This is a genomic window from Candidatus Berkiella cookevillensis (assembly GCF_001431315.2).
GTDB lineage: Bacteria > Pseudomonadota > Gammaproteobacteria > Berkiellales > Berkiellaceae > Berkiella_A > Berkiella_A cookevillensis.
On record NZ_LKHV02000001.1, the window covers coordinates 2,849,388 to 2,872,409 of the forward strand.

24 protein-coding genes are annotated in these 23,022 nt (G+C 40.4%); 10 read left to right on the forward strand and 14 right to left on the reverse strand.

Translation table 11 applies throughout. The features are described from left to right. Positions 1-22 precede the first annotated feature (22 nt). The 4 genes from trxA (at position 23) to CC99x_RS12275 (ending at position 4,100) form a co-directional block, all read left to right on the forward strand. Positions 23-349, forward strand: a complete 327-nt coding sequence (gene trxA, locus CC99x_RS12260; protein ID WP_057624347.1) for a thioredoxin TrxA — start codon at positions 23-25, stop codon at positions 347-349. Positions 350-612: 263 nt separating this feature from the next. Continuing rightward, entirely contained in the window at positions 613-1,872 is a 1,260-nt protein-coding gene (rho, locus tag CC99x_RS12265; RefSeq protein ID WP_057624348.1) for a transcription termination factor Rho, read from the forward strand. An 11-nt stretch (positions 1,873-1,883) separates the two neighbouring features. Further along, the gene (gene ubiD / locus CC99x_RS12270; protein WP_057624349.1) at positions 1,884-3,350 is read left to right on the forward strand and encodes a 4-hydroxy-3-polyprenylbenzoate decarboxylase; all 1,467 of its coding nucleotides are present in this window, start codon (positions 1,884-1,886) and stop codon (positions 3,348-3,350) included. Positions 3,351-3,359: 9 nt separating this feature from the next. Continuing rightward, on the forward strand, positions 3,360-4,100 hold the full coding sequence (locus CC99x_RS12275) for an FAD-binding oxidoreductase (protein WP_057624350.1): 741 nt from the start codon (positions 3,360-3,362) through the stop codon (positions 4,098-4,100). A gap of 15 nt (positions 4,101-4,115) precedes the next feature. On the opposite strand, the gene CC99x_RS12280 is transcribed toward CC99x_RS12275, so the two are convergent. The 9 genes from CC99x_RS12280 to CC99x_RS12320 all read right to left on the reverse strand — a co-directional run bounded on the left by CC99x_RS12280 (position 4,116) and on the right by CC99x_RS12320 (position 13,368). After that, the gene (locus CC99x_RS12280) at positions 4,116-4,955 is read right to left on the reverse strand and encodes a Ulp1 family isopeptidase (protein ID WP_057624351.1); all 840 of its coding nucleotides are present in this window, start codon (positions 4,953-4,955) and stop codon (positions 4,116-4,118) included. A 221-nt stretch (positions 4,956-5,176) separates the two neighbouring features. Further along, positions 5,177-5,926: a ferredoxin--NADP reductase gene (locus tag CC99x_RS12285; RefSeq protein WP_057624352.1), complete on the reverse strand. Its 750-nt coding sequence runs from the start codon at positions 5,924-5,926 to the stop codon at positions 5,177-5,179. A 20-nt stretch (positions 5,927-5,946) separates the two neighbouring features. Then, positions 5,947-7,173, reverse strand: coding sequence for a heme biosynthesis HemY N-terminal domain-containing protein (locus tag CC99x_RS12290; protein WP_057624353.1), 1,227 nt, complete (start codon positions 7,171-7,173; stop codon positions 5,947-5,949). Beyond that, complete coding sequence (locus CC99x_RS12295; RefSeq protein WP_057624354.1) at positions 7,170-8,636, reverse strand: uroporphyrinogen-III C-methyltransferase; 1,467 nt, start codon at positions 8,634-8,636, stop codon at positions 7,170-7,172. The genes CC99x_RS12290 and CC99x_RS12295 overlap by 4 nt, the downstream gene beginning before the upstream one ends. A gap of 179 nt (positions 8,637-8,815) precedes the next feature. Continuing rightward, positions 8,816-9,598: a uroporphyrinogen-III synthase gene (locus CC99x_RS12300; protein WP_057624355.1), complete on the reverse strand. Its 783-nt coding sequence runs from the start codon at positions 9,596-9,598 to the stop codon at positions 8,816-8,818. Between the two features lies 1 nt (position 9,599). Continuing rightward, positions 9,600-10,529, reverse strand: coding sequence for a hydroxymethylbilane synthase (gene hemC / locus CC99x_RS12305; RefSeq protein WP_057624356.1), 930 nt, complete (start codon positions 10,527-10,529; stop codon positions 9,600-9,602). Positions 10,530-10,611: 82 nt separating this feature from the next. Beyond that, positions 10,612-11,361 carry a LytR/AlgR family response regulator transcription factor gene (locus CC99x_RS12310; protein ID WP_057624357.1) on the reverse strand — a complete coding sequence of 250 codons (750 nt, stop codon included), beginning with the start codon at positions 11,359-11,361 and terminating at the stop codon, positions 10,612-10,614. Positions 11,362-11,395: 34 nt separating this feature from the next. Further along, complete coding sequence (locus CC99x_RS12315) at positions 11,396-12,460, reverse strand: sensor histidine kinase (RefSeq protein ID WP_057624358.1); 1,065 nt, start codon at positions 12,458-12,460, stop codon at positions 11,396-11,398. A gap of 233 nt (positions 12,461-12,693) precedes the next feature. After that, positions 12,694-13,368 carry an alpha/beta hydrolase gene (locus CC99x_RS12320; protein ID WP_057624359.1) on the reverse strand — a complete coding sequence of 225 codons (675 nt, stop codon included), beginning with the start codon at positions 13,366-13,368 and terminating at the stop codon, positions 12,694-12,696. A gap of 170 nt (positions 13,369-13,538) precedes the next feature. On the opposite strand from CC99x_RS12320, the gene lptM reads away from it, so the two are divergent. From lptM to CC99x_RS12340, 5 genes are all read left to right on the forward strand, one after another. Further along, the gene (gene lptM, locus CC99x_RS13065) at positions 13,539-13,682 is read left to right on the forward strand and encodes an LPS translocon maturation chaperone LptM (protein WP_375338904.1); all 144 of its coding nucleotides are present in this window, start codon (positions 13,539-13,541) and stop codon (positions 13,680-13,682) included. Continuing rightward, positions 13,669-14,913, forward strand: coding sequence for a diaminopimelate decarboxylase (gene lysA, locus CC99x_RS12325; protein ID WP_057624360.1), 1,245 nt, complete (start codon positions 13,669-13,671; stop codon positions 14,911-14,913). The genes lptM and lysA overlap by 14 nt, the downstream gene beginning before the upstream one ends. Before the next feature lie 35 nt (positions 14,914-14,948). Next, positions 14,949-15,824 carry a diaminopimelate epimerase gene (gene dapF / locus CC99x_RS12330; RefSeq protein WP_158003203.1) on the forward strand — a complete coding sequence of 292 codons (876 nt, stop codon included), beginning with the start codon at positions 14,949-14,951 and terminating at the stop codon, positions 15,822-15,824. Between the two features lie 43 nt (positions 15,825-15,867). After that, positions 15,868-16,371 carry a disulfide bond formation protein B gene (locus CC99x_RS12335; RefSeq protein ID WP_057624362.1) on the forward strand — a complete coding sequence of 168 codons (504 nt, stop codon included), beginning with the start codon at positions 15,868-15,870 and terminating at the stop codon, positions 16,369-16,371. Between the two features lie 821 nt (positions 16,372-17,192). Further along, positions 17,193-17,669, forward strand: a complete 477-nt coding sequence (locus tag CC99x_RS12340) for an Rsd/AlgQ family anti-sigma factor (protein WP_057624363.1) — start codon at positions 17,193-17,195, stop codon at positions 17,667-17,669. Here CC99x_RS12340 and fdxA read toward each other — a convergent pair. Further along, positions 17,666-17,989 carry a ferredoxin FdxA gene (fdxA, locus tag CC99x_RS12345; RefSeq protein WP_057624364.1) on the reverse strand — a complete coding sequence of 108 codons (324 nt, stop codon included), beginning with the start codon at positions 17,987-17,989 and terminating at the stop codon, positions 17,666-17,668. The genes CC99x_RS12340 and fdxA overlap by 4 nt on opposite strands. A 167-nt stretch (positions 17,990-18,156) precedes the next feature. On the opposite strand from fdxA, the gene CC99x_RS12350 reads away from it, so the two are divergent. Continuing rightward, a complete protein-coding gene (locus CC99x_RS12350; RefSeq protein WP_057624365.1) occupies positions 18,157-18,990 on the forward strand; it encodes a hypothetical protein in 834 nt (277 codons plus the stop codon). A 124-nt stretch (positions 18,991-19,114) separates the two neighbouring features. On the opposite strand, the gene CC99x_RS12355 is transcribed toward CC99x_RS12350, so the two are convergent. From CC99x_RS12355 to speA, 4 genes are all read right to left on the reverse strand, one after another. Then, complete coding sequence (locus CC99x_RS12355; protein ID WP_057624366.1) at positions 19,115-19,705, reverse strand: hypothetical protein; 591 nt, start codon at positions 19,703-19,705, stop codon at positions 19,115-19,117. Beyond that, complete coding sequence (locus CC99x_RS12360) at positions 19,702-20,661, reverse strand: D-2-hydroxyacid dehydrogenase (RefSeq protein WP_057624367.1); 960 nt, start codon at positions 20,659-20,661, stop codon at positions 19,702-19,704. Before CC99x_RS12360 ends, CC99x_RS12355 begins: the two co-directional genes overlap by 4 nt. 174 nt (positions 20,662-20,835) lie before the next feature. Further along, positions 20,836-20,976 carry a hypothetical protein gene (locus tag CC99x_RS12365; RefSeq protein WP_158003204.1) on the reverse strand — a complete coding sequence of 47 codons (141 nt, stop codon included), beginning with the start codon at positions 20,974-20,976 and terminating at the stop codon, positions 20,836-20,838. A gap of 99 nt (positions 20,977-21,075) precedes the next feature. Then, entirely contained in the window at positions 21,076-22,977 is a 1,902-nt protein-coding gene (speA, locus tag CC99x_RS12370) for a biosynthetic arginine decarboxylase (protein ID WP_057624368.1), read from the reverse strand. Positions 22,978-23,022: the final 45 nt, after the last annotated feature.

Below are 23,022 nucleotides of genomic sequence, written 5' to 3' on the forward strand. Positions count from 1 at the left end.
GTGTTCTATGGAGATAAAGACAATGTCCGACGCAATAGTAAACGTAACTGATGATTCCTTTGAAAACGAGGTAGTAAACTCAAATACCCCTGTACTCGTTGATTTTTGGGCAGAATGGTGTGGCCCTTGCAAAATGATTGCTCCCGTTTTAGACGAAATTGCCAAAGAATACGGTGGGCGCCTCAAAGTTACCAAAATAAATATTGATGAAAATCAAGCAACTCCACAAAAATTTGGTGTACGCGGTATCCCTACACTGATGTTATTTAAAAATGGCGAGCTAGAATCTACTAAAGTAGGCGCTGTATCAAAATCTCAATTAGCTGCTTTCATCGATAGCAACCTCTAATGTATGTGGCTACCAAATATTTTATTTAATGACTAGCTTCAAAATAAATTCTTTGGTAGCATTGTCCACTATCTTGGCAAATGCCAAGGTAGGAAGCAAACTGGATTTGTTTGGCATATGAGCTTACACGCTTGTGGCCATTACCTAAGAGGAAAACAACTCAGTAGTATAAGCAGCGATCTGAAGCGCGGCATTTATCCTAAAAGCAGCGAATCTGATCTAACATTCACTATCCCCCATTCAATATAATTAAAAGCACGCATATGAATCTTTCAGAACTGAAAAATAAACCAGCAACTGAACTTTCGGAACTCGCTATAGAATTAGGCGTTGAAAATGTCGCCCGATTACGCAAACAAGATCTTGTTTTTGGTATCCTAAAAGCACACTCAAAAAGTGGCGAAGATATTTATGGCGAAGGCGTTTTAGAACTCCTGCAAGATGGTTTTGGTTTCTTGCGCTCTGCACAAGCCTCCTACTTGCCAGGGCCAGATGATATCTATGTTTCTCCAAGCCAAATTAGACGTTTTGGTCTTAGAACAGGCGATACAGTGTCTGGTAAGATTCGTCCGCCCAAAGATGGTGAACGCTATTTTGCACTGTTGAAAGTAAATGAAATTAACTACGAAAGCCCAGACAATACACGTAATAAGTTATTATTCGAAAACTTAACCCCCTTACATGCTGAAGCACGTCTTCACCTTGAAGTGGGTAATGGTAGCACTGAAGATCTCACCGCTCGCGTTGTCGATCTTGTGTCACCGATTGGTAAGGGTCAACGTGGCTTGATTGTGTCTCCGCCTAAAGCAGGTAAGACCATGATGCTACAAAATATTGCTCATTCTATTTCAACCAATCACCCCGAATGTAAATTAATTGTTCTCTTAATCGATGAGCGCCCTGAAGAAGTAACCGAAATGGAACGTTCTGTACAAGGTGAAGTGGTTGCAAGTACTTTTGATGAGCCACCGCATCGACATGTCCAAGTATCTGAAATGGTCATTGAAAAAGCAAAACGCTTGGTTGAGCATAAAATGGATGTTGTTATTTTATTAGACTCTATCACCCGTTTAGCAAGAGCCTATAACACCACCATTCCTCACTCAGGAAAGGTATTAACAGGTGGTGTCGATGCCGCTGCATTGCAACGTCCAAAACGATTTTTTGGTGCTGCGCGTAATGTTGAAGAAGGTGGAAGTTTAACAATTATCGCAACCGCGCTAATTGACACTGGATCCAAAATGGATGAAGTCATCTATGAGGAATTCAAAGGTACAGGTAACATGGAATTGCATCTTGATAGACGTGTCGCTGAGAAGCGTGTTTATCCTGCAATTAACATTAATCGCTCTGGCACACGCCGCGAAGAAAAGCTCACCACGCCTGAAGAACTACAAAAAATGTGGATCCTCAGAAAGCTCTTGAATCCTATGGACGAGTTAGCGGCCATTGAATTCCTCATTGAGCGCCTCAAAGGTAGCAAAACAAATGAAGAGTTCTTTGAAGCAATGAAACGCGCCTAATCTTTAAGCCAATGGCCTATCAAGATCTACGCGAATTTCTGGCTCTGCTTGAACAGCAGGGCCAGCTTAAACGGATTTCCTATCCTGTTGATCCTTTTCTTGAAGTCACAGAAATCTGTGATCGTGTCTTAAAGGCGGAAGGACCTGCGCTATGGTTTGAATCTCCCAAACATGCATCCATGCCTCTTTTAGGCAATTTATTTGGCACCGTTGAACGAGTAGCCCTTGCCATCGATAAAACATCCTTAGCAGGCTTAAAAGAAGTAGGCGAACTCTTAGCACTATTAAAAGAGCCTAAGCCACCCGAAGGTTTTTGGGATGCGATATCGCAGATCCCAACCGTTAAAAAATTAATGAGCATGCGCCCTAAAATGCTCAATAAAGGCCTTTGTCAAAGCCATCAGCTTGCCAAACATGAAGTCGATCTTGAAATGCTTCCTATTCAAACTTGTTGGCCAGAAGATATTGCTAAATTAATCACCTGGGGTTTAGTCATCACACAAGGCCCAACACAAGGACGACAAAATTTAGGCATATATAGACAGCAAGTGATTGATAAGAATCGTGTCATTATGCGTTGGCTTAAGCACCGTGGTGGTGCGCTTGACTATCAAGCCTGGTGCCAGCAACATCCTGATAAGCCCTTCCCCATTGCAGTAGCATTAGGCGCCGATCCCGCAACCATATTAGCGGCTGTAACGCCCATCCCAGATACCCTCTCTGAATACGCCTTTGCAGGGCTACTAAGGGGCAAAAAGACAGAACTCGCGCCTGCAATATTACATCCTCATTTATCTGTGCCTGCTAGCGCCGAGATTATTCTTGAAGGTTATATATACCCCAATGACACAGCCCAAGAAGGCCCTTTTGGCGACCATACTGGTTACTATAATGAAGTTGAAACTTTTCCAGTCATGACAATTGAAATGATCACAATGCGCGACTCTGCTTTCTATCATAGTACTTACACGGGCAGACCTCCCGATGAGCCAGCCATACTCGGCGTTGCGCTGAATGAAGTATTCACGCCTATTTTACAAAAACAATATCCAGAGATAATCGATTTTTATCTACCACCAGAAGGATGTTCTTATCGCGTTGCCGTGGTCTCTATCCATAAAAAATTCCCTGGGCATGCCAAGCAGATCATGATGGGGATCTGGTCATTCTTACGCCAATTTATGTATACAAAAATGATCATTGTTGTAGATGCAGATATCAATTGTAGAAGCTGGCAAGATGTCATTTGGGCAATGTCTACACGTATGGATCCCAAACGTGATACTTTCATTTTGGAAAATTCACCTATAGATTATTTAGATTTTGCTTCTCCACAAAGCAACCTTGGGGGCAAAATTGGTTTTGATGCCACAAATAAACTTCCTGGAGAAACCAGTCGAGAATGGGGAAGACCCATCGTACAATCCACAGAGATCAAAGAACGCATTGATGCCATTTGGCCTGTACTGGGTTTGTAAAGATTTGTCATGATAAAATATAAATTGATTGATACAAAACCTATCAGCAAAGACATTATTTCTCTTCGCTTTTCCCCGTTGAATACAGCTCATGTGCTTCATTATGAATCAGGGCAATATATCAACACAATGCTGAAAGATCCCCCCTTTGCAACAGATGCTGTTTTATCACTCTCCATTACAAATGCATCCAATCAAGGCCACAATTTAGAATTTCATTTACGCCACGATGAAAAACAAAAAGCAGCGCTATCATTTATCGATCAACTTCGACACAATCCAGTCATTGACATTGTAGGTCCCTTTGGTCAGATGACGCAGACTAGTCGCCAATCAGGCAAGAAATTACTCTTGCTGGCAGGTGGCACAGGTATAGCACCGTTTAAAGCATTACTCGAAGAAATGATAAAAACCCAAGACACACTACACAATCAATCTATTAGCTTATGGTGGGGGGTGCGCAAACCCGAAGATCTCTATCTGCTAGATTTCTTGAAAAGCATTCAAGCACAATACCCTGCCTTTACTTACAAAATTATATTATCCACACTTGATAAGCCAAGTCATTGGCCATTTGCAAATGGCTGGCTACATGACATACTCATCAATGAAAATGAATGGCAGGATATAGAAAGCACTCAAGTCTACCTAAGTGGCCCATTTGAAATGGTTAGAAAATGTCAGAGCACATTATTAGCACGCGGTTTAGATGCGCGCTTCATCCTATCTGATATGCTCGGCATCATTTAAATAACCAAGCGCAGACTATAATCTACTAGGCCTATTCACAGATTTTAGACTTGTACCCAAGGCGACTAATGCTTCTGCTATATTCTTTCTGAATCCAGTGTAATCTACCTTTTCAAGCTCACTAAGGTTCGGCAATTGCTGATGTCGAACATAATAAGCTGCTATCACTTTTGCATAAAAACAAATAACAGGCCCACAATCATAAGCATTTTCTTGCTTAGCCACACTGATGAATTCTCCGCTAATATGCTCTGCCCGTCCTCTTTGTAAAGGCCTGATTGCGCTAGCTAGTTCAAAGCCAGAGCCCGTTAAAAGCCCCTCATCCCTACTATTAAAACCATCTAGTATATACACACTAGGATCTGATGTGTTGTCAATAATGATGAGATGCCAATGATTATTTTGATGCATAGGCCAAAAAACCAACGGCGACTCAGATAATTTCTTTTTCCACACATCATACTTTTGTTCATTACGAAATCTGTCAGGTAATGGGGGTATGCATTGATTCATCAAGCTAGAGATAACTTCAACGCCTGAATATTGCGCTGCAAGCTGCTGAAAGTAATCATTCACCAAAATGTCATTAAACCATGCTTCTGTGGCAGTAAAGCTGTCTGGCTGTTCTAAAGGCACGAGCAACCGCTTAACATCTTCTTCACGATATGAAAGGTCTTGCAGTTGTTGATGTAATTGTTCATAAGGATTTATTTTAGGGGGCGTTATTTTGCGCGTTGTTGAAGAAAAAGTCAGTGTCGGTGCAGGCTCTGGTAACTTCACTTCTGCATGAGAAGAAGATGACCCGGAATTATTCTCCCAAAAGAAATCAAGCACTGAAAGAATGGAACCAATCATGGACAATTTCCCACAAATTTTATAGAAAACACCTCGAAGTTAGAAAATGTACTGAAATAATATAGAATTGTCAACTACCTGTTGATTGCTAAAATGAATGCTCACTTATAGTACTGCCTCTTAGTCACACCTTGATTTGCTGAAGAATCAGTACTGATTCTTCAGTGAGACGCCCTGTGCTGAAGGACCTAGCTTATTAAAGCACATTGGAATTAGAACATTTATTCTTTCCAATAGCTCTCTATCGTCACATTCCCTCCCTTCCCAGGTATTCTTAACGGCATGCCTCTTTGTTCAAACAGGGCACGCATATCTTTCACCATATGCGGATTACCACAAAGCATGACTTGTGCTGTTTCTGCAGAAATTTCTTCACCCAATTCTGCCTCAATTATTTTCTGCTCTATCAATTCTGTCATCCGTTGCGAGTATACATGCTCATGTTTCTCTCGTGTAATGATAGGAATAAAACGGAATTGACTTGGATATTGCGTTAAAAAGGATTCAATTAAACCATGATGAGATGATAAATTGACGGTCGGCACACTGTGAACCAATCGAATTTTGTCAAAAGTCTGCCAAGCTGCTTCGGTTTTTAAAATGGATAAAAATACCCCTAAACCTGTGCCTGTGGCAAAACACCATAAACTAGGCGCTGGCGCGAGGGTGGCAAGCGTAAATCTCCCAGATGCTTTTTTGGATACCCAAATTTTATCACCTGTTTTTAAATTGACCAGCTGAGGTGTTAAACCACCTTTATCTACAAAATTAAAATAAAATTCTAATACAGACTCAAAAGGCGCATTCGCAAAGGAATAAGGCCTAAATAATGGCTTTTGCTCATCACCTAAACCAATCTGTGTGAATTGACCAGCCTCAAAGCCATCAATCGGCGCCTTGATGAAAATAGAATAAAGATCATCACTCCATTGATGTAATTTGACAACTTCTCCACTGACCCATCGACTCATATTACACCCACTGCATTCATTTATATTTTTTCAGGAAATTTAACGTGCGTTGCGACAGAGGTTAACTCTATCGGAACAAATTGAATCAACCCTTTACGAAAATATTGATTCGATAATTCAAGCTGATCAATTTTTTCTAACAAGATACCTAATTCTGCATAGGCTTCTGGCAAAGCGCATAATTTAAGGCATGCCTCTAAATACCGCTGTGCTTTACCCCAGAGCTGCGCTTGCATACACAGGCGTCCTAAAGTGAGCAATAAATTTGGACTGTCTTGATTTGCTCTTAACCAAACTTCCGCTTGATCCAAAGGTTTCTGTGGATCTTGGAATTTAATAAGCCCATACAAATAAATACAAGGCTCACTCCAATTTCTTTTGAGGCATTGTCTTAAAACAGCTTCTGCTTCCAGTGATTTTTCCTCTTGGCATAGCTGCAAGGCATAAGGATAAACAATATCTGGATCCGTTTGTAATCTTTTGGGAATCTTATGCCAAAAGACCTCTAATGTTTTTTCACTTTGTTTTTGATAACTGTTGATAATCTGTACATACAATTGCTTCTCGAGCGTTTTTTCCTCTTCAGAACTAATCACTTTATGTTTGCGAAGATTAGGCAGCAATTCAAGCAACTGCTCCCAGTCTTTTAATTGCTGATAAATGTTCTTGAGCAACTTTAAAATATGGGGATGAAAAGGCGCAAGGTTCAATAAATGCTTTGCGGTTGCAAGCGATTGTTCAAATTGACCTTGTTGGTATTGCAACCTTGCTTGTGTTAAGCCAATGGCAATATCTGCCCCTTTGGTCTTATCATGAGCAAGCTTTAAGTAGCGATCGCGCCGTTTGGCTTCACCCAATTCTTGTGCCGCTTTTGCAGCGGAAAGATAGTTCAGTAATGGGACTTCACTGTATTCAGCCGCTTGCAGAAAATGCTTTTCTGCGCGAATCCAATCACCTTCTGCAAGCTCAATAAAGCCTTGATGGGTTAAGCGACGTGCTTTTTGTTTTTTTCGATTAAGTGTAAAATCACCAACCCAGAAACTAGAATGCACTAAATTATCATAGATTTTTAGCATATAATGGAAAAGTACAAAGACAAAAAAAGCAGCAACAATAGCCAGCCACAGTGGCATATCAACACGCCACCCTGCTACCCGAATAATTATAATGCCAGGATCAGATTTTACATTCGTGCCAATCCAAACTGCAAATGCTAAAACGACGGCAAGCCAAATCAACTTTTTCATGAGTTTGTCTCTTGCTCCTGTACAACGCCAGGTGCTTTAGAGGTTTCCAATGCTTTTTTCAAAGCAGATAAGGATTGAGAAACATCCGGCATCTTTGTAGTCAATACCACACCATTTAGTTTTTCCAATGCTTTCAAAGCAGTTTCCCGTGAAGGTGTTGCATCAAAATATTGCTCAATCGATAAATTGAGATGATTGAGAGATTCGTGATAAACAATCGTGTCTGATTTTAGCAATGCCCACTTGGCTTGTTCTAGCGTTAAGCCTAAAGTCTTTACCAATTGCTTTTGCTCTAGTTTTGTAAGAACGGGCTGCATGACATCTTGATCATAGCGGCTGACGCGAATTAAACTTTTAAATTCATTCCATGTTTGCATTAAGACTCGCTGCCAAGTCGCTTTCTCTTCCGCCATATCCTCTGCTTTCACCCAAGAACCTTCTTTGTTCTCATCAACCAATGCTTTAAAGCGCAAAGTATACAAAGTAGACTCAAGCACATTCAATTGTGTCCAGATATCATGTTTATCAACCACAGGTGTGCTTTCTAAAGCAGCAATATCTTTTGCCAATGCTTCTCTCACCCACGCCAGTTGAGGATAACCTAAGGCTTTAATCTTTCTATCTGCGATTTGAAGCTGCGCTTTGGCTGTATGGCTATCTTGATTAAGCTGTAATTGTATATCAGCATTTTGTATTAAATAGTAGGCTTCATTTAAAACCCACTCACTTTTACCGGATTGCATAATAAGCTGATCTTGAGCCGCTTCTATTTCTGATTTCAAAGTCTTAAGCTGCGCCTGACTCAGCTCATTTTCTGCTCTAACAGCAGTAACAGACTGCAGAGAAGATTCTGCACGTGCTGCTAATGATTTAACAGATTGTTGATCTGCTGCAAGCGAAACATTCAATTGATGAATCTGAGAATGTAATTGATAGACAATATAGCTAACAGCACCAACCGCTACACAAGAAAGAATACTGAAACCAAAAAGCGCTTGAGTCACCCAAGATTTTTGGACTGTGGGTGCCACAGGAGGTGGCATCTTTGGCGCATTTTTTTTGCCTGTATTTTCATCTGCCTTTTCATCTGAAGCATTAGCAAAAGAATCATCGATACTATCACCTGTAATGGTATTGTCCGCCCAAAAGTCTGTCTGATCTTTTGGGGGAGATTGCACCAATGCTTCTGCTTTACTGGGAGGTGCCTCATGAACAGCTTTTGTCACTTGTGCAGTACGCACTGATTCTGTAGAGGAAGCGTTTTTTATAAATTTGGCTGGATTAATGCCGGGATCAATAGGGTTACCAACGACTTCACCCGCGTCTTTAGGCAAAATACTCGCGGTATCCTGAGCTGCGCTGGCGCCGACTTTATCTGTTTTTTTTCCATGGTGCGTTACAATCACCGGCTTACTGGATGCATGCTTACCATCCGTATTATCTTTGCTTTTATCTTTATCCATATGGCTTTATGCTCGCAGATAATCATCTAATAAAGATGTTTGTTAATCAACCAATACCAGTTATTTAACTATTTGTTGCCGATACGAACTATCAGAATAACATGGATTGCCTTAACATGAGTCCCTTGCAGCTAAAAATGCACCTGCTGTAGATATATCCCTTCCCTTGAAAGCACAGCTTATACAGACAAGGGTTCTGCTTCAATCAATGCATGAATTTTATCAATAGCTAAGGATTGCACATTCCACACTTTACCAAAGCTTAAAGATTTCGCGTACTGCAAAATCCTTTCGCTCACAACAATAAATAACTGAGCTTTAAGCCACGACAATGCTGCTTCTGGAAACAATTGGATAATATTTATCAGTGCTTCTTGACTGGTTATGACAAAAATGGGTTTTGAACAACGCCGTATTGCCTCTATGGTTTCAGAGGCATCATCCAGGGGACAGACTCTCTGATACAGTGCAATTCTATGCACCTGTGCATGGCGTTGTTGTAAATTTTCATCCAGATAACGCCTGCCACCCTGTCCTGATAAAATAACGATCCTTTTATTCTTCATCTTCTCTGGTTGAAAGAATGCTAATGCTAATAAGCTTTCACTGGTCGTGCCATCTGGCGCAGTGAGAAAAGGCTGTATCCCATGCTGCTTAAGTGCATTGCTCGTACCTTGACCTAAGGTAACAATTTTAAAAGCGGCTTGCTGTAATTGCTGCAACAAAGCAGGTGATGCACTGTGAATACAATTAGCACTGGTGATGATAAGGATATCTGCCTTTGCGAGTATTTCATGCTGATGCGCATTCCATGTTGTGTGCAGCGATTTAATTTCCAATGTAGGAAAGCACAAGTAATCTACGTGATGCTGGATTAAATAGTCAATCCAAGCTTCTGATTGCTTTTTAGGACGCGTAATGATCAATGTATACAAAGCACTCTCCGCTTTTTGATAATGCATATTATTCCTTTGCTTTAACAAAGCTTTCTATGAGTGAAAGTGCACCCTGAGCAATCAATCGCTCGGCTACTTCATTACCCAATGCTTCAAAAGCGTCAAAAGGCATGGTGCAAGAAGCTTCCACCATCTCTGTTGTATCTGGATGCCCAACCCTACCCATCAATGTAATGCTTTCATTTTCTACAAAAGCATAGCCTGCAATAGGCACTTGGCAACTACCATGCAAACGCTTATTCATGACGCGCTCGGCCATTACACAATGATACGTTCTGGGATGATTCAGGGGGGCAATCAATGCTCGCACTGCTTCTGCAGCTTTATGACAAACAATGCCAATGGCACCTTGCCCAACGGCAGGTAATAAAATTTGCGGCGGGAAAACATGCGTTATCACATCGCTCATCTCTAATCTTGCCAAACCTGCTTTTGCCAATACAATGGCATCAAAGTCTCCTGCCTGGCATTTTGCAACACGTGTGGGCACATTACCTCTTAATGAAAGATAATTTAAATCTGAGCGCACACGTCGTAGTTGCACAATACGACGCAAACTAGATGTACCCACATTAGCGCCAGCAGCTAATTCCTCAATACGCAATCCTTGTGGACTGATCCACGCATCACGGGGATCTTCACGCTCACACAATACAGGTAAAATAAGCGCATCAGGCAAAGTTTGGGGAACATCTTTTACAGAATGAATGGCAATATCTGCTTCACCTTGAATCAGCACATCATCTAATTCTTTAACAAATAAGCCTTTGCCACCCACCTTATATAAGGGAGCTTCTAAAAATTTATCGCCACTGGTGGTAATTTTTAAAATATCAAAATCAAGATCAGGATAAAAGTTATTTAGCTTGTTCTTGACCCAATCTACTTGAGCCAGTGCTAATTTGCTGCTTCTGGTTACAATACGGAGTTTTTTCATAAAAAAATAGGAAAATAAGCCTAGAACAGGCTATATACTAGCTGAATTCATCCAGGAGATAAACCTTCCACTTTGAACTCTGTTATTTGCGTGTCATTAAATTGTTCATGACTTGTCTGACATGAGCAACGTGCCTTCTTGAAACATCTAAGGCCTCATCGATACCACGCAATCGTATACAGGGTTGTCCACTCACATTTTTTTCGAGTGCAAGAATGTAATCTAGTGCTATCAAACAATTTCGATGAATCCGCAAAAATTTGCCTGGAAATTCAGTTTCAAGCTCTTTGAGTGTATCCTCGATTAACACTTCACCTTCTTTGTGACGCACTGTGACATATTTGTGTTCTGCTCGAAAATAATAAATATCTGGAACGGGGATCAAGACAATCCCTTTTCTGGTTCTAGAACTGATATGTGTTCTCGCTTTAATCGAACCATCTTCTTTTTTATTGAGTGCTTTCCATTGAACTTTGTTCGGTCGCACTGCTTTGCCGAGTGCTTCTTTTAATCTGTCAGAGCGGACAGGTTTAAGTAAATAATCAACTGCATGCACTTTGAATGCTTCAATCGCATATTCATCATAAGCGGTCGTGAAAATAATGGCCGGTGGCTCATCCATACCCACAAGGTGCCTTGCCACTTCTAAGCCATCCATGCCTGGCATACGAATATCAAGCAATACAATATCAGGCGTTAATTCGTCGATCTTTTGTAATGCTTCATGGCCATTAGTCGCCTGGCCAACAACTTGATGCTCCTCAAATTCACTTAGGATTCTAAGAATTCTATCTCTTGCCAAATCTTCATCATCAACAATTAAAACACGCATTTGCCGGTCCTTTCATGTGTATATGAATACTGAACTAAACACCCCCCTTAATATAGGGGAACAACACTTTGACCTCATACAATTCATCTGTTTTGTTCACGATAAGTTTTGCATGACTTCCAAATAATAAGTTTAGCCTATGTCTGATATTTGCCATAGCGATTTGGTTTCCATGTGTTTTTATACCACCCTCTTGTTTAGGCACTGGATTTACAATCGTAATACAAACCATATTGCCACTCATGGTTCCTAATACAGTGATAGCGCCACCTTGAGGCAAGGGCTGAATACCATGATAAATTGCATTTTCAACCAATGGTTGCAAGGTTAGCATCGGAATAGCAGCATCCTGAGGCACACGTTGCAAATCCACGTCTAAGGTCAACCGATTACCCAATCTGAGTCCTTCAATCCGCAAATAGTTCCGGCATAAGATCCATTCCTCAGACAACGGAACCATAGAACCTGATTGCTTCAGGCTTGCTCTAAAAAGTTCCGATAAATCCTCAACAGCCTGCTCCGCGAGATCGGCATCTGTACGAATTAAGCTTGCAATGATATTCATGCTATTAAATAAGAAATGGGGTCGTATACGTGCCTGCAATGCTTCAACACGCGCTTGACTTTCTAATTCGATACGTTGCTTCCATTGTTGCTGAACATAAAAATAGCGCAATGCAACCAATGATAAAATAGCTGAAATAGCTGAGCAACGAAAAACAAACTGGCCAATGGTTTCGGGAACACTCCCCCATTGATAGTCTATGGAAATCAGGAAGTATTGTGCCGTTGCAGAGATAATGGTGGTTGTTAACACAATCATGAAATACGCTACTACAGCTGACCAAAAGAGTGGCAGCTTAGACAGCCAACGCTTCGACAAACAAAGCACGCCCGCACTTGTCAAAGCTATCCATTGCACAAAAACAGACAACAAACCAAGCTCATCCCAAGACTCACTGAGCTTATCACCCGTTGCCAAAATTAACATAAAAGCAATGAGCTGAGCGCCAATAGATAAAATAAATACCGAAGTAACCGAACAAAAATTCGGAAGAAAAAATGTATATTCTTTATTATCGGTTACCGATTCCGACATACTCAAACCCCAATTCAAGTCTCAATGACGGCCTTACTAAAAGAAGCTGTTTCAAAAATGTCATTTATTGAATATATATCCTGTCCACAATTCAAATACAATGACGATAAACACTCTTATAGGTTTTCGGTCAATCTTGTAGAAAATAAACTCATCTTTATACAGTGATCTAATTTTGTACATGAGTCCTCAGAGATACAGTCTTCGTGCTCATAACCCTCATGTACTTTTACTCAATCTTTTAAAATCTGCTTAATCCACGCCCCCAGATCATAGAATTCTTCCATACAAACCATATGTGCCATAGGATAACTATTGAAAATGGGATTAAAACCCACACTTTCTAAAATGTTACTTGCTTGCTGCCCTTGAAAATAAGGCACCATAGGATCCATCAATCCATGTGCCATGAAAATGGGTAGATCCGAATTATTGGGGTGTATTTCTGCTGACAATGCCTTATGCAGCAGAAGATAACCGGATAAGCAGGCAACGCCTGCCAATGTTTTGGGATATCGAGTAGCGCAATGTAAAGCCATCGCACCGCCTTGTGAAAATCCCATTAAAATAATTCTTTGGCTCTCAATACCCTGCGCAAGTTCATGATCCAGCAGACTCATAATATTTTTTTCTGATTGCCGTATACCTTCTTCGTCTTGTCGCTGCATAATATTGAAATCTTTGATGTCATACCACGCAGGCATCCACAGCCCACCGTTTAGCCCAATGGGAATTTCCTCTGCATGTGGAAAAATAAAACGAATACGATGATTATCTGGTAACTGTAAAAAAGGTAAAACATCTTCAAAATCATGGCCAGACGATCCCAAGCCATGCAACCAGATCACGCTTGCGGTTGCAGGGTGTGCGGGTTCTAAAACAATTTTTTCAAGTAAAGTAGTCTGCACAATTCTAACCTTATTAAGCAACTAACCTCACTACTTGGTGTTGTACAACGCAAGTAGTGACCAACTAACTATCTTCAATTTTCTTGTCATCACTTCAAACACTTTGCTAAGCCATCGATTATTGTGTAAAGTTCCCTAAGCAAATCAACTAAAGGCACTCGTTTCATAGAATGAATACTCAAAAAATCCGCTCTTATTTCTCTTTTGGGGGCATTTGCGCAATAGTGCTACTGTGCTCACTACTGATAAGCTGTGGACAAACGGGTCCCCTGACCTTGCCTGATACAAAGGCGGAGTATTATGGACCACTTTAATTACCAACACCATGCACTTTACGCAGAAGGTGTCTGTCTAAAAGAGATCATAGAAAAAGTTGGTAGCCCCTGTTATGTCTATTCTGCTGCAACACTGACTCGGCATTATCAAGTCTTCGACGCTGCATTTACAGATCAACCGCATAAAATTTGTTATGCAGTGAAAGCAAACAGTAATTTAGCTGTGTTAAATCTATTGGCTTCTTTAGGCGCAGGTTTTGATGTGGTTTCTCAAGGTGAACTCATGAGAGTCATCGCTGCCGGCGGCGATCCAACACAGGTTGTCTTTTCAGGTGTCGGAAAAAGACCCGATGAGATCGCATTTGCACTCAAACACAACATTTATTGCTTCAACGTCGAATCATTGGCTGAGCTAGACTGTATACAGCAAATCGCACATCATTTGAATGTGCGCGCACCCATTGCACTTCGCATTAACCCAGACATCGATGCCAAAAGCCATCCCTATGTTGTCACTGGCCTTAAAGAAAGTAAATTTGGCATTGCTTATGAGGACGCAATATCGGCATATAAAAAAGCTTCGAATTTAGCTAATATCCAAATAAGAGGCCTAGACTATCACATTGGATCGCAGTTAGTGGAACTCTCGCCTTTTATTGAAGCCATTCATCGTATGAACGAGCTGATTCTTAAATTGCAATCACTTGGCATCACATTGCAACATTTAGATATTGGGGGTGGCCTCGGTGTTGTTTATCAAAAAGAAACACCCCCTCTACCGGATGAATATGCGCGCGCCATCCTAAAAAATTGCCCCTATCAAGATCTCACACTCATTATTGAACCTGGAAGAGCCATTGCAGCCAATGCAGGCATTTTAATTACCCAAGTTCTCTATTTAAAAGAATCTGCACACAAAAATTTCTGCATTGTGGATGCAGGCATGAATGATTTATTAAGACCTGCACTTTATTCTGCATGGCAAGAAATTATTCCCATTGAACGCCTGAACGAGCAAGAGGCAATAATTTATGATGTTGTGGGACCTGTGTGTGAAAGCGGGGATTTTTTAGGCAAAAATCGCGTGCTCGCAATAAAACAAGGTGACTACCTTGCTGTTCGTTCTGCGGGTGCTTATGGATTTGTCATGAGTTCAAACTATAACACTCGCCCCAGAATTGCTGAAGTGATGGTCAAAGACAAGCAATATAAAATTGTCAGAGAACGTGAAACAATAGAACATTTATATCGTAATGAACATATTTGGTAAATAAAATGCAAAATGTGCTTGAGGACTTGCCGCTGATGAAGAAGAAGATTAGATTTGTAAAAATGCAAGCACTGGGAAATGATTTCGTCATTTTAGACAGAATTACTCAATCACTTACGATTACGCCTGATCTGATTGCAAAAATTGGACATCGACAATTGGGCGTTGGCTGCGACCAAATACTCATTGTAGATCCACCTTCTCAGCCTGACTATGATTTTAACTATCGAATCTTTAATGCAAATGGAGATGAAGTAGAACAATGTGGCAACGGTGCAAGATGTTTCGGACGCTATGTATACGAAAAAGGCTTAACAGACAAAAACTATTTAACCATTGGTTGCCTAGCAAGCCCCATCTATATTGATTTGAGCGATCCCATGCGTATTGAAGTTTTATTGGGCAAGCCAAAGTTTCCACCTAGCGCTAAAGACTTTCATATAAATACACAAAAAGTAAATGCGTTGGGACGTTACAAAGTTTCAATTTATAAAACAGATAAAGATGTAACGCTCTTATCGATTGGTAATCCGCATTGTGTGATGTCTGTTTCAAATGTGAAAGACACAAGGGTCGCCTCAATCGGAAAGTCATTGCAAAATGATCCCATCTTCCCTAAGGGCGTCAATGTGAGCTTTGTTGAAGTGCTTGCCAGAAATCATATTAAGCTTAGAGTCTATGAAAGAGGTGTGGGTGAAACACAAGCCTGTGGTACAGCTGCCTGTGCAGCGGTTATTGCCGGCGTCACTCAAGGTGAATTAAATACTTCTGTACAAGTTGACATGCCAGGTGGCAGTTTGTCTGTGAATTATGACACGCAAAAAGGCGTGAGTATTACCGGAAACACGCATACAGTCTTTGAAGGTGCATTTGTCATTAACCAAACTGATGAATATGAGTTTGCGTTTTAAGACTGACTTTTGGTATTCTCTTTAAATTTTAAGTTATTACTCTATGAAATTTAGCACTCGGCGCATTTATAGCCTACTTGCCTGCTTTGCCCTATTTTTTTTTGGCATATCCTTATTGCTCCAATATCAGTTTGGATTAATACCCTGCTCACTCTGCCTCATCGCTCGCTCTATTATGTTTCTCACGGGCATCCTATTTGCTATTGCAGCGCTCCATAATCCTGACGACGGCATTGCCAAAGTTATCTATCTCATCAGCGGCGGTATTTTGATTGCATTGGGGCTTACTGTCACTGTAAGACACATTTGGATTCTACAATTACCCCCACACCTTGTACCCTCTTGCACACCTGGACTTGATTATTTATTTGAGACCTTACCCATGTTTGAGGCAATTTTGGTGATTTTAAAAGGTGCAGGTGAATGTGCTGAATCCCAAGAACAGTTCTTAGGACTTTCTCTGCCACTGTGGACAATGCTTGCTTTTATTCTTCTCGGTCTGGGAAGTATTTGGGCTTATTTTCAAACAAAAAAAAGGGTAGCTTAAGAAGCTACCCCTTTATGTCATCCTTTACATCGCTTTTCAAACAATCAGAGAACCAATATCCATGCTTTTTATTTAGCTGTCCTTACTACAAGTTCATCTGCAGCGATAAATCCCTTAAGATTCATTAACACACTATCCCTGTAAAACGGCAGTCCCTTGCCTGGGATGCTGGAAACATGTCCATGTAAGCCAGCAACGCTATCCATCTCAATCCTTGATTTGGATGTCTTCAGAGTAACAAAAATTAATCTTTACTCAAGCTACTCAGCATCGTGCAAATTTAACACTGTGATGCCGACTTCAAAACTGAACTCGAATTATCTAATACGAATCAGCTACTTAGTTAATTCTTTAAGTAAGATGTGATTTATTTAGCAAAGAACAAATGGCGATTCTTCCACACAACCTTGAGATATTGCTTACAAACCCTCGAGCAATAGTTAGTCGATCTTAAAAAAATATTTTATTGGTTTACTAAATACCTTGACTATTAGGGTCATCAAGCTTTACTTATTGATATGAGGGCAAAACAAAAACGTATTCGATGTTGGTATTCACGAAGCACATGAAAATTAACTGGAAAAATCTCAAAGGCAGCACCTAAAATATCATGCAGTGCCAGTTAACTTAAATGTATGAAGACTAGAAGCTGTCTTAAAAAGAGTAACTTTTCGTTCAGCCAAGACGCAGATTTTTTAAGCAATGAAATTTACACAAGTGTAAATGAGCAGCCTGCAACGAAGGATCAACTAAAAATGGTATTTTTGAGACAGCTTCTAATCCTTGCTGGTTCGCCCCCCCCACTTAATTAGGAGGAAACCATGAATTCACTCACGACGCTAAGCACTGGCGCTGAACTGAAACATTCTTTAAAGCAATGGCTGAAACTAAGACAAGAGTTAATTATTCAATTTAATACGCTGTGCCAATTAAGGCCTTTTTTAAACAGCAAAGATACCTCTTATTTAGAGGGATCTCTCATTACTTTTTGTCAATTACTCTTAGATTATATGTCGATGGGACATTTTCAAATGTTTGAAAAACTACTCGCCAACATTGAAAATGTATCTACAATGCGAGAGATTCAAGCCTCTCATTTCGAAGCTTTGAAAACAACAACACTTAATGCCTTGAACTTTAGCGATAGCTACTCAACGCATTTTAAAGCAGACACTTTAGAAAGGGATTTAAGCCAGCTTGGCGAAGAACTGGCTTTAAGATTTGATCTAGAAGACGATTTAATTCGACTTTATCCAAAAAGACCACAAATGAGCGCCTTGAAGCAAACAGGGAGTTAGTCTTCTAAAAACTTTCTTTTGCCTTCAACGCCTTCCCAATCTTTTGCGTCTGGAAGTGCATCTTTATGCGTTGTAATGGAAGGCCAAATTTTTGCTTTCTCTGCATTGATGGCTAAAAAATCTGCCTGATCATCTGGCAAATCATCTTCTGAACAAATAGCTTCTATAGGGCATTCAGGCTCACACAATGCACAGTCAATACATTCATCTGGATCAATGACCAAGAAATTAGGTCCCTCGTGGAAACAATCAACAGGACACACCTCTACGCAATCAGTATATTTACACTTAATACAGTTTTCAGTTACTACAAATGTCATGGAGAGCCTCTTGCTAAAAATAGTGCCACGACAGTGTAACATATGTCTAGCCATTCCCCTAGCTTTAGACTTGACAAGAAAATATTTTTTAAAAAAATTAAAAAAAGTAATTAGCTCACTGTATAATGCAAAATCTCTACAAAACGCGTAAATCCGAGGAGTTTGGCATGCCTAAGCTAAAAAAAGCATCTGCTAAAGTGGCAGATCTTAAATCAACCAAGCGTCAAGCAAATAAAACGAATAAAAAAGATCAAGGTGCAGCATTACACCAAGTGCTTTCTAACAGCCTTTCTCAATTAAATGAATACTGGAAAAAGCAAAGCGATGCCGCTAAAAAGCAAATAGGTGTTGCTCGTGCTGAATTAAAGAAAGCTCAAGATAAGGCCAAAGCGCTAAAATCAGACAAAAGCAAAAAAGTTAGTGGAAAAGCTAAAAATGCTCAAGCTGATAAAACACAACAGCTCTTTGTTAAACAACAGCAAGCATTAGAGAAAGCTAAGCTTTCCTTGATTGAAGCCAAACAACAGCAACAACATGCTCAACTACAAGCCAAAAAATATGCTGAGCTGAATAAAACCACTACGGTGCTTGAAAAAGAGACCCTAAAGCAAATCGCTCAATCGAATAAGGCTGCCAAGGAAGAAGCAAAAGCAACCACAGCCAAAGCTGCTGCTAAACCAGCAAAAGCAACAAAAGACAAAACCGCGAAAGAGAAAACCACAGTTGCTGCAGCCAAACCTAAAAAAGCGACAGCGGCTAAAGCAAAAAAAACTGCCCCTAAACTCAAAAAGCCTGCCCGCAAAGCTAAAGCAGCCACTATCGCCGCTGAAAGCACTGAAGAAATAATGGACATTTTTGAAGAAAAACCTGATTTTTCAGATATCACAGAACAGAACGTATCTGAAGAACAGACCAACTACGAAGATGCTCTAGATGCAGAAATGGATGAGCTGAATACAGAATTTGTCGAAGAAGAAGAATACGACGAATTTAACGACTAGCCTCCCTTGTGCAAATGCGCATAAAAAAAGCCAGCGAAATGCTGGCTTTTTTGTATCTCTCGCTTTCTATCCTCTTACTTGGCTTCTCGCCCATTTTTCAGATTGTTAGCTAGCATTCTTCTTATTACAACGCTTTTGTGTTACCCATCGCTCGAATCCAACAACATTCTAAAAATCGTAACAGGCTGAAAAACATCTCTTTGAAAAAATGGCGCCTAAAACTCTTCAAAGGTTTAGAGAAATATCTAGCCTGGCAAGGAGCCAAGGTTGCCGCCAACATACCCGTGAGCAATCGATCATCTATCAAGAGTAAACGACTTGATTCAATCCCTCGGTAATTCGCAATCTCCCAAATACCATCTGGATAAGGTTTTTTTGCCACGCCTCGCACCACTTGAATGCCAGGGAAATGCTCTCGAAAATAACGCAAACGCTCTGGCTTTGCTTTATTCGTCAAAATAGCAACACGTGGCTCGCCAATCGACAGGCAAAGCTTCTCTAACCACTTGTGTGCCTCAGGCGTTGGTCTATTTGCATCATGGGGTGCCAAAACACCATCAAAATCTAATACAACAACCGCCACATGTGCGGCCTCAATCATTTCTACTGTTAAATCACTTAGACTTGTTAGCTGTAACTTGGGATTGGTCAAAAATTCTTTAAGTCTGTGGCGTTCTCTCCAACCATTTTGCATCGCAAATACTATTCTATTCATAACACCTTATTTCTTTGTTTTCCCTCTTTGAAGGCCAATATATTGTAAGTCAGCTCATCAATCAATCTCTGCCTAGATTCAACCGCATTCCACGCAACATGCGGTGTAATAATAAGATTTGGACATTGACCCGATAAAAGTGGGAGCAAAGGACTGGGTGGCTCCTGTGCAAGCACATCTAAGGCAGCGCCTTGAATAGAACCATGCATCAAGGCCTCATAGAGCGCCTTTTCATCAATTAAACCGCCACGAGAAGTATTTATAAGGAAAGCGCTTGGTTTCATTGCTTCTAATTCTGGTGCGCCAATCATATCTCTGGTTTGCGCTATCAGCGGGCAATGCAAAGTGAGAATATCTGCAGAGCGAATAAGCTCTGTAAAAGGCACACGATCTGAACGCAAAGAAACACTATTCTTATGCTCACTCACCATTACCTTCATGCCAAAGGCACGCGCAAGCTCTGCAACTGCTTTACCAATGGCACCATATCCCACAATACCTAAGGTTTTATTAAGAAGCTCATTTGTTGAATAGTTGTCTAAGCAAAATCTTTGAGCACGCGCCCATTCGCCTTCAAAAACCAATGTATGATAACGTGTAATCTGACTCATGAGACTAATCATCAAGCCAAAGGTATGCTGCACAACAGCAGGTGTAGAATAATTCACAACATTACAAACAAAGATCCCCAACTCGTGCGCAGCTTTGAGATCAACGTGGTCAGTACCTGTGGCCGCAATACAAATACATTTTAATTGAGGATTTTGTGCCAAGAGGCTACGCGTGAGTGGGACTTTATTCGTTACAACTAACTCAGCATCTTGTAAGCGCGCCAAAGTCTGAGCTTCAGACGTAGTCGTATCAAAATGCTGCCAATGCTCTAACGCATTATCAAAAGCAGTAAAATCAATACCTGCTGCTTGGATAGTAGCTCTATCTAAAAATATTCCTCTCAAAAATCACCCGCGTCATTTAAAATGTATGAAGAATATATGAGCATTATTTACTAATAATGTATAGTCTTTGTGGCTGAATTTTTAGAAGACGACTGCTTGGCATGAGCGAACAAGCAGTCATGTATAAAAAGCGATGGCTCTGTCTGTAGCATTAAAATCTAAGTCGGAACGCTTCTATATTCTCAAAGGCTTTGCAACTTTAATAGCAGGCTTGGATTGTTTTGACACACTGGCCAAACGAACCATCCAAGCAAATAATGAACCCACAGAAACAAGTATCAGAATCATTGATAGCGCAAATATTACCCCAGTCATGACGACCTCTCCGAATGACCGATGTTCGGCTCTTCTGGTTAAGTTAAAATCCTTTTCAACATTATTCTAAGCAAAGTAACATCTAGACGCAATCAGATTTTAATTTTCTTCCTCTAAATAAGTGTAACCATTTAAGCCCGATCCCAACATATCTAAATATTGCCTCTTAATTTCAGAGTTTAATGGCACAGACTCCAATTGAAGTTTATAACTGCGCATCAATCTTTGTGGATCAAAATTGACTAAACTCAATACCTTTTCAACGCTATCACCCAAAACCGGCTCAACTAACTGAAAAGTACCTTGCTCGGTTATTTCAACATGAACGGAATCCGTGTCGCCAAATAGATTGTGCAAATCACCTAAAATTTCCTGATAGGCGCCCACTAAGAAAATACCTAGCAAATGCTCTTTGTTATCAAAAAAAGGTGGAATAGGTAAACTCTTCTCAATACCTTCACCATCTACATATTGGTTAATGCGCCCATCTGAGTCACAGGTCATATCTTGAATAACCGCTCGATAGCTAGGCGGCACATTTAAATTTTTAAGCGGCATAATGGGAAATATTTGGTCAATAGCCCAAGCATCTGGAATAGACTGAAATAAAGAGAAATTACAAAATAGTTTATAGGCTAGTTTTTCATTTAACTCATCTAAAAGTTCACGGTTCTTACTTTTATTGTCAGTCAGCTCTTTTTGTATGGTACGACATATTTTATTAAATAGTCCTTCAGCAAAGGCACGAGACTCAATGGTTATTTTAGCTTGCGCAAATAATAGATGCGTCTGTGCAATACAAGATTTAGCAACATGATAGACCTCACTCCAAGAATGAGGCTTTAGTTGCTCGGATAATGCCCATAGCTGATTAATGCAGTCGGGCTGCTTGATTTCTAGATGCTCTGGTAAAGAAAGGTTTGTTTCAGCAGGTGCCTCATAATCAACAACTTGAGTAATCAAAACAGCATGATGCGCAACCATGGCTCTACCGGATTCGGTGATAATCGCAGGCTGCTGGATTTGCCTTTCATCACAGAGCTTAGCCATCGTTTTTACAATAACATCGGCATATTCTCGAAATGAATAATTAACAGAACAATCATTGCGGGATCGCGTACCTTCATAATCAATACCTAAACCCCCGCCCACATCCACCATTTCTAGCGGAGCCCCTAAACGACAACACTCAGAAAATAAACTTGCAAACTCTTGCATAGCAACTTCAATTTCATGAATATTTGCCACTTGCGAACCTAAATGACAATGTAACAATTTTAAACTAGGTAAATAGCCGGTTTCTTTTAAGTGCTCAATCGCTTTTAATATTTGATAGGTGGTTAAACCAAATTTTGATTTTTCACCGCCAGTGTTCTGCCATTTACCTTTGCCAATCATCGTTAAGCGCGAACGTAATCCCAGCAATGGCTCAATACCCAATTTCTTGGATTCTTCAATCACTAAATTTAATTCGGATAATTTCTCAATGATGATAAAGATTCGATGCCCTAATACCCGTCCCACCAAAGCCAAACGAATAAATTCTCTATCTTTATAGCCATTGCAAATAATAAGCTGCTCACGACCTGCATTTAAAGCCAGCACCGCCATCAGCTCTGGCTTGCTACCCGCCTCCAAACCAACATCAGATTTTAAGATCTCTTCTACGACTCTACGTTGCTGGTTAACTTTAATAGGATACACTGGCCTAAAGTCGCCTTCATAACCATGATTCTGTTTGGCATGACTAAAAGCTTCATTTAACTGCATAATTCGATTACGCAGAATATCAGAAAAACGAATTAAGACAGGCAAAGTCAAGCCTTCTTTCTTAAGCTGACTAATAATATCATTTAAACTAATTTCTGCTTGGTTATTGTTATTAGATATCTTAGCGATTAAATCACCCGCCTCATTGATATCAAAATACCCATCGCTCCAGCGATGGATGTTGTATATATTGCGTGCCGATTCAATTGACCAATCAGAACTCTTTAACATGAGGCGCTTTCCTTTTTGATATTCTGTAAGACGCATTAATTTAAG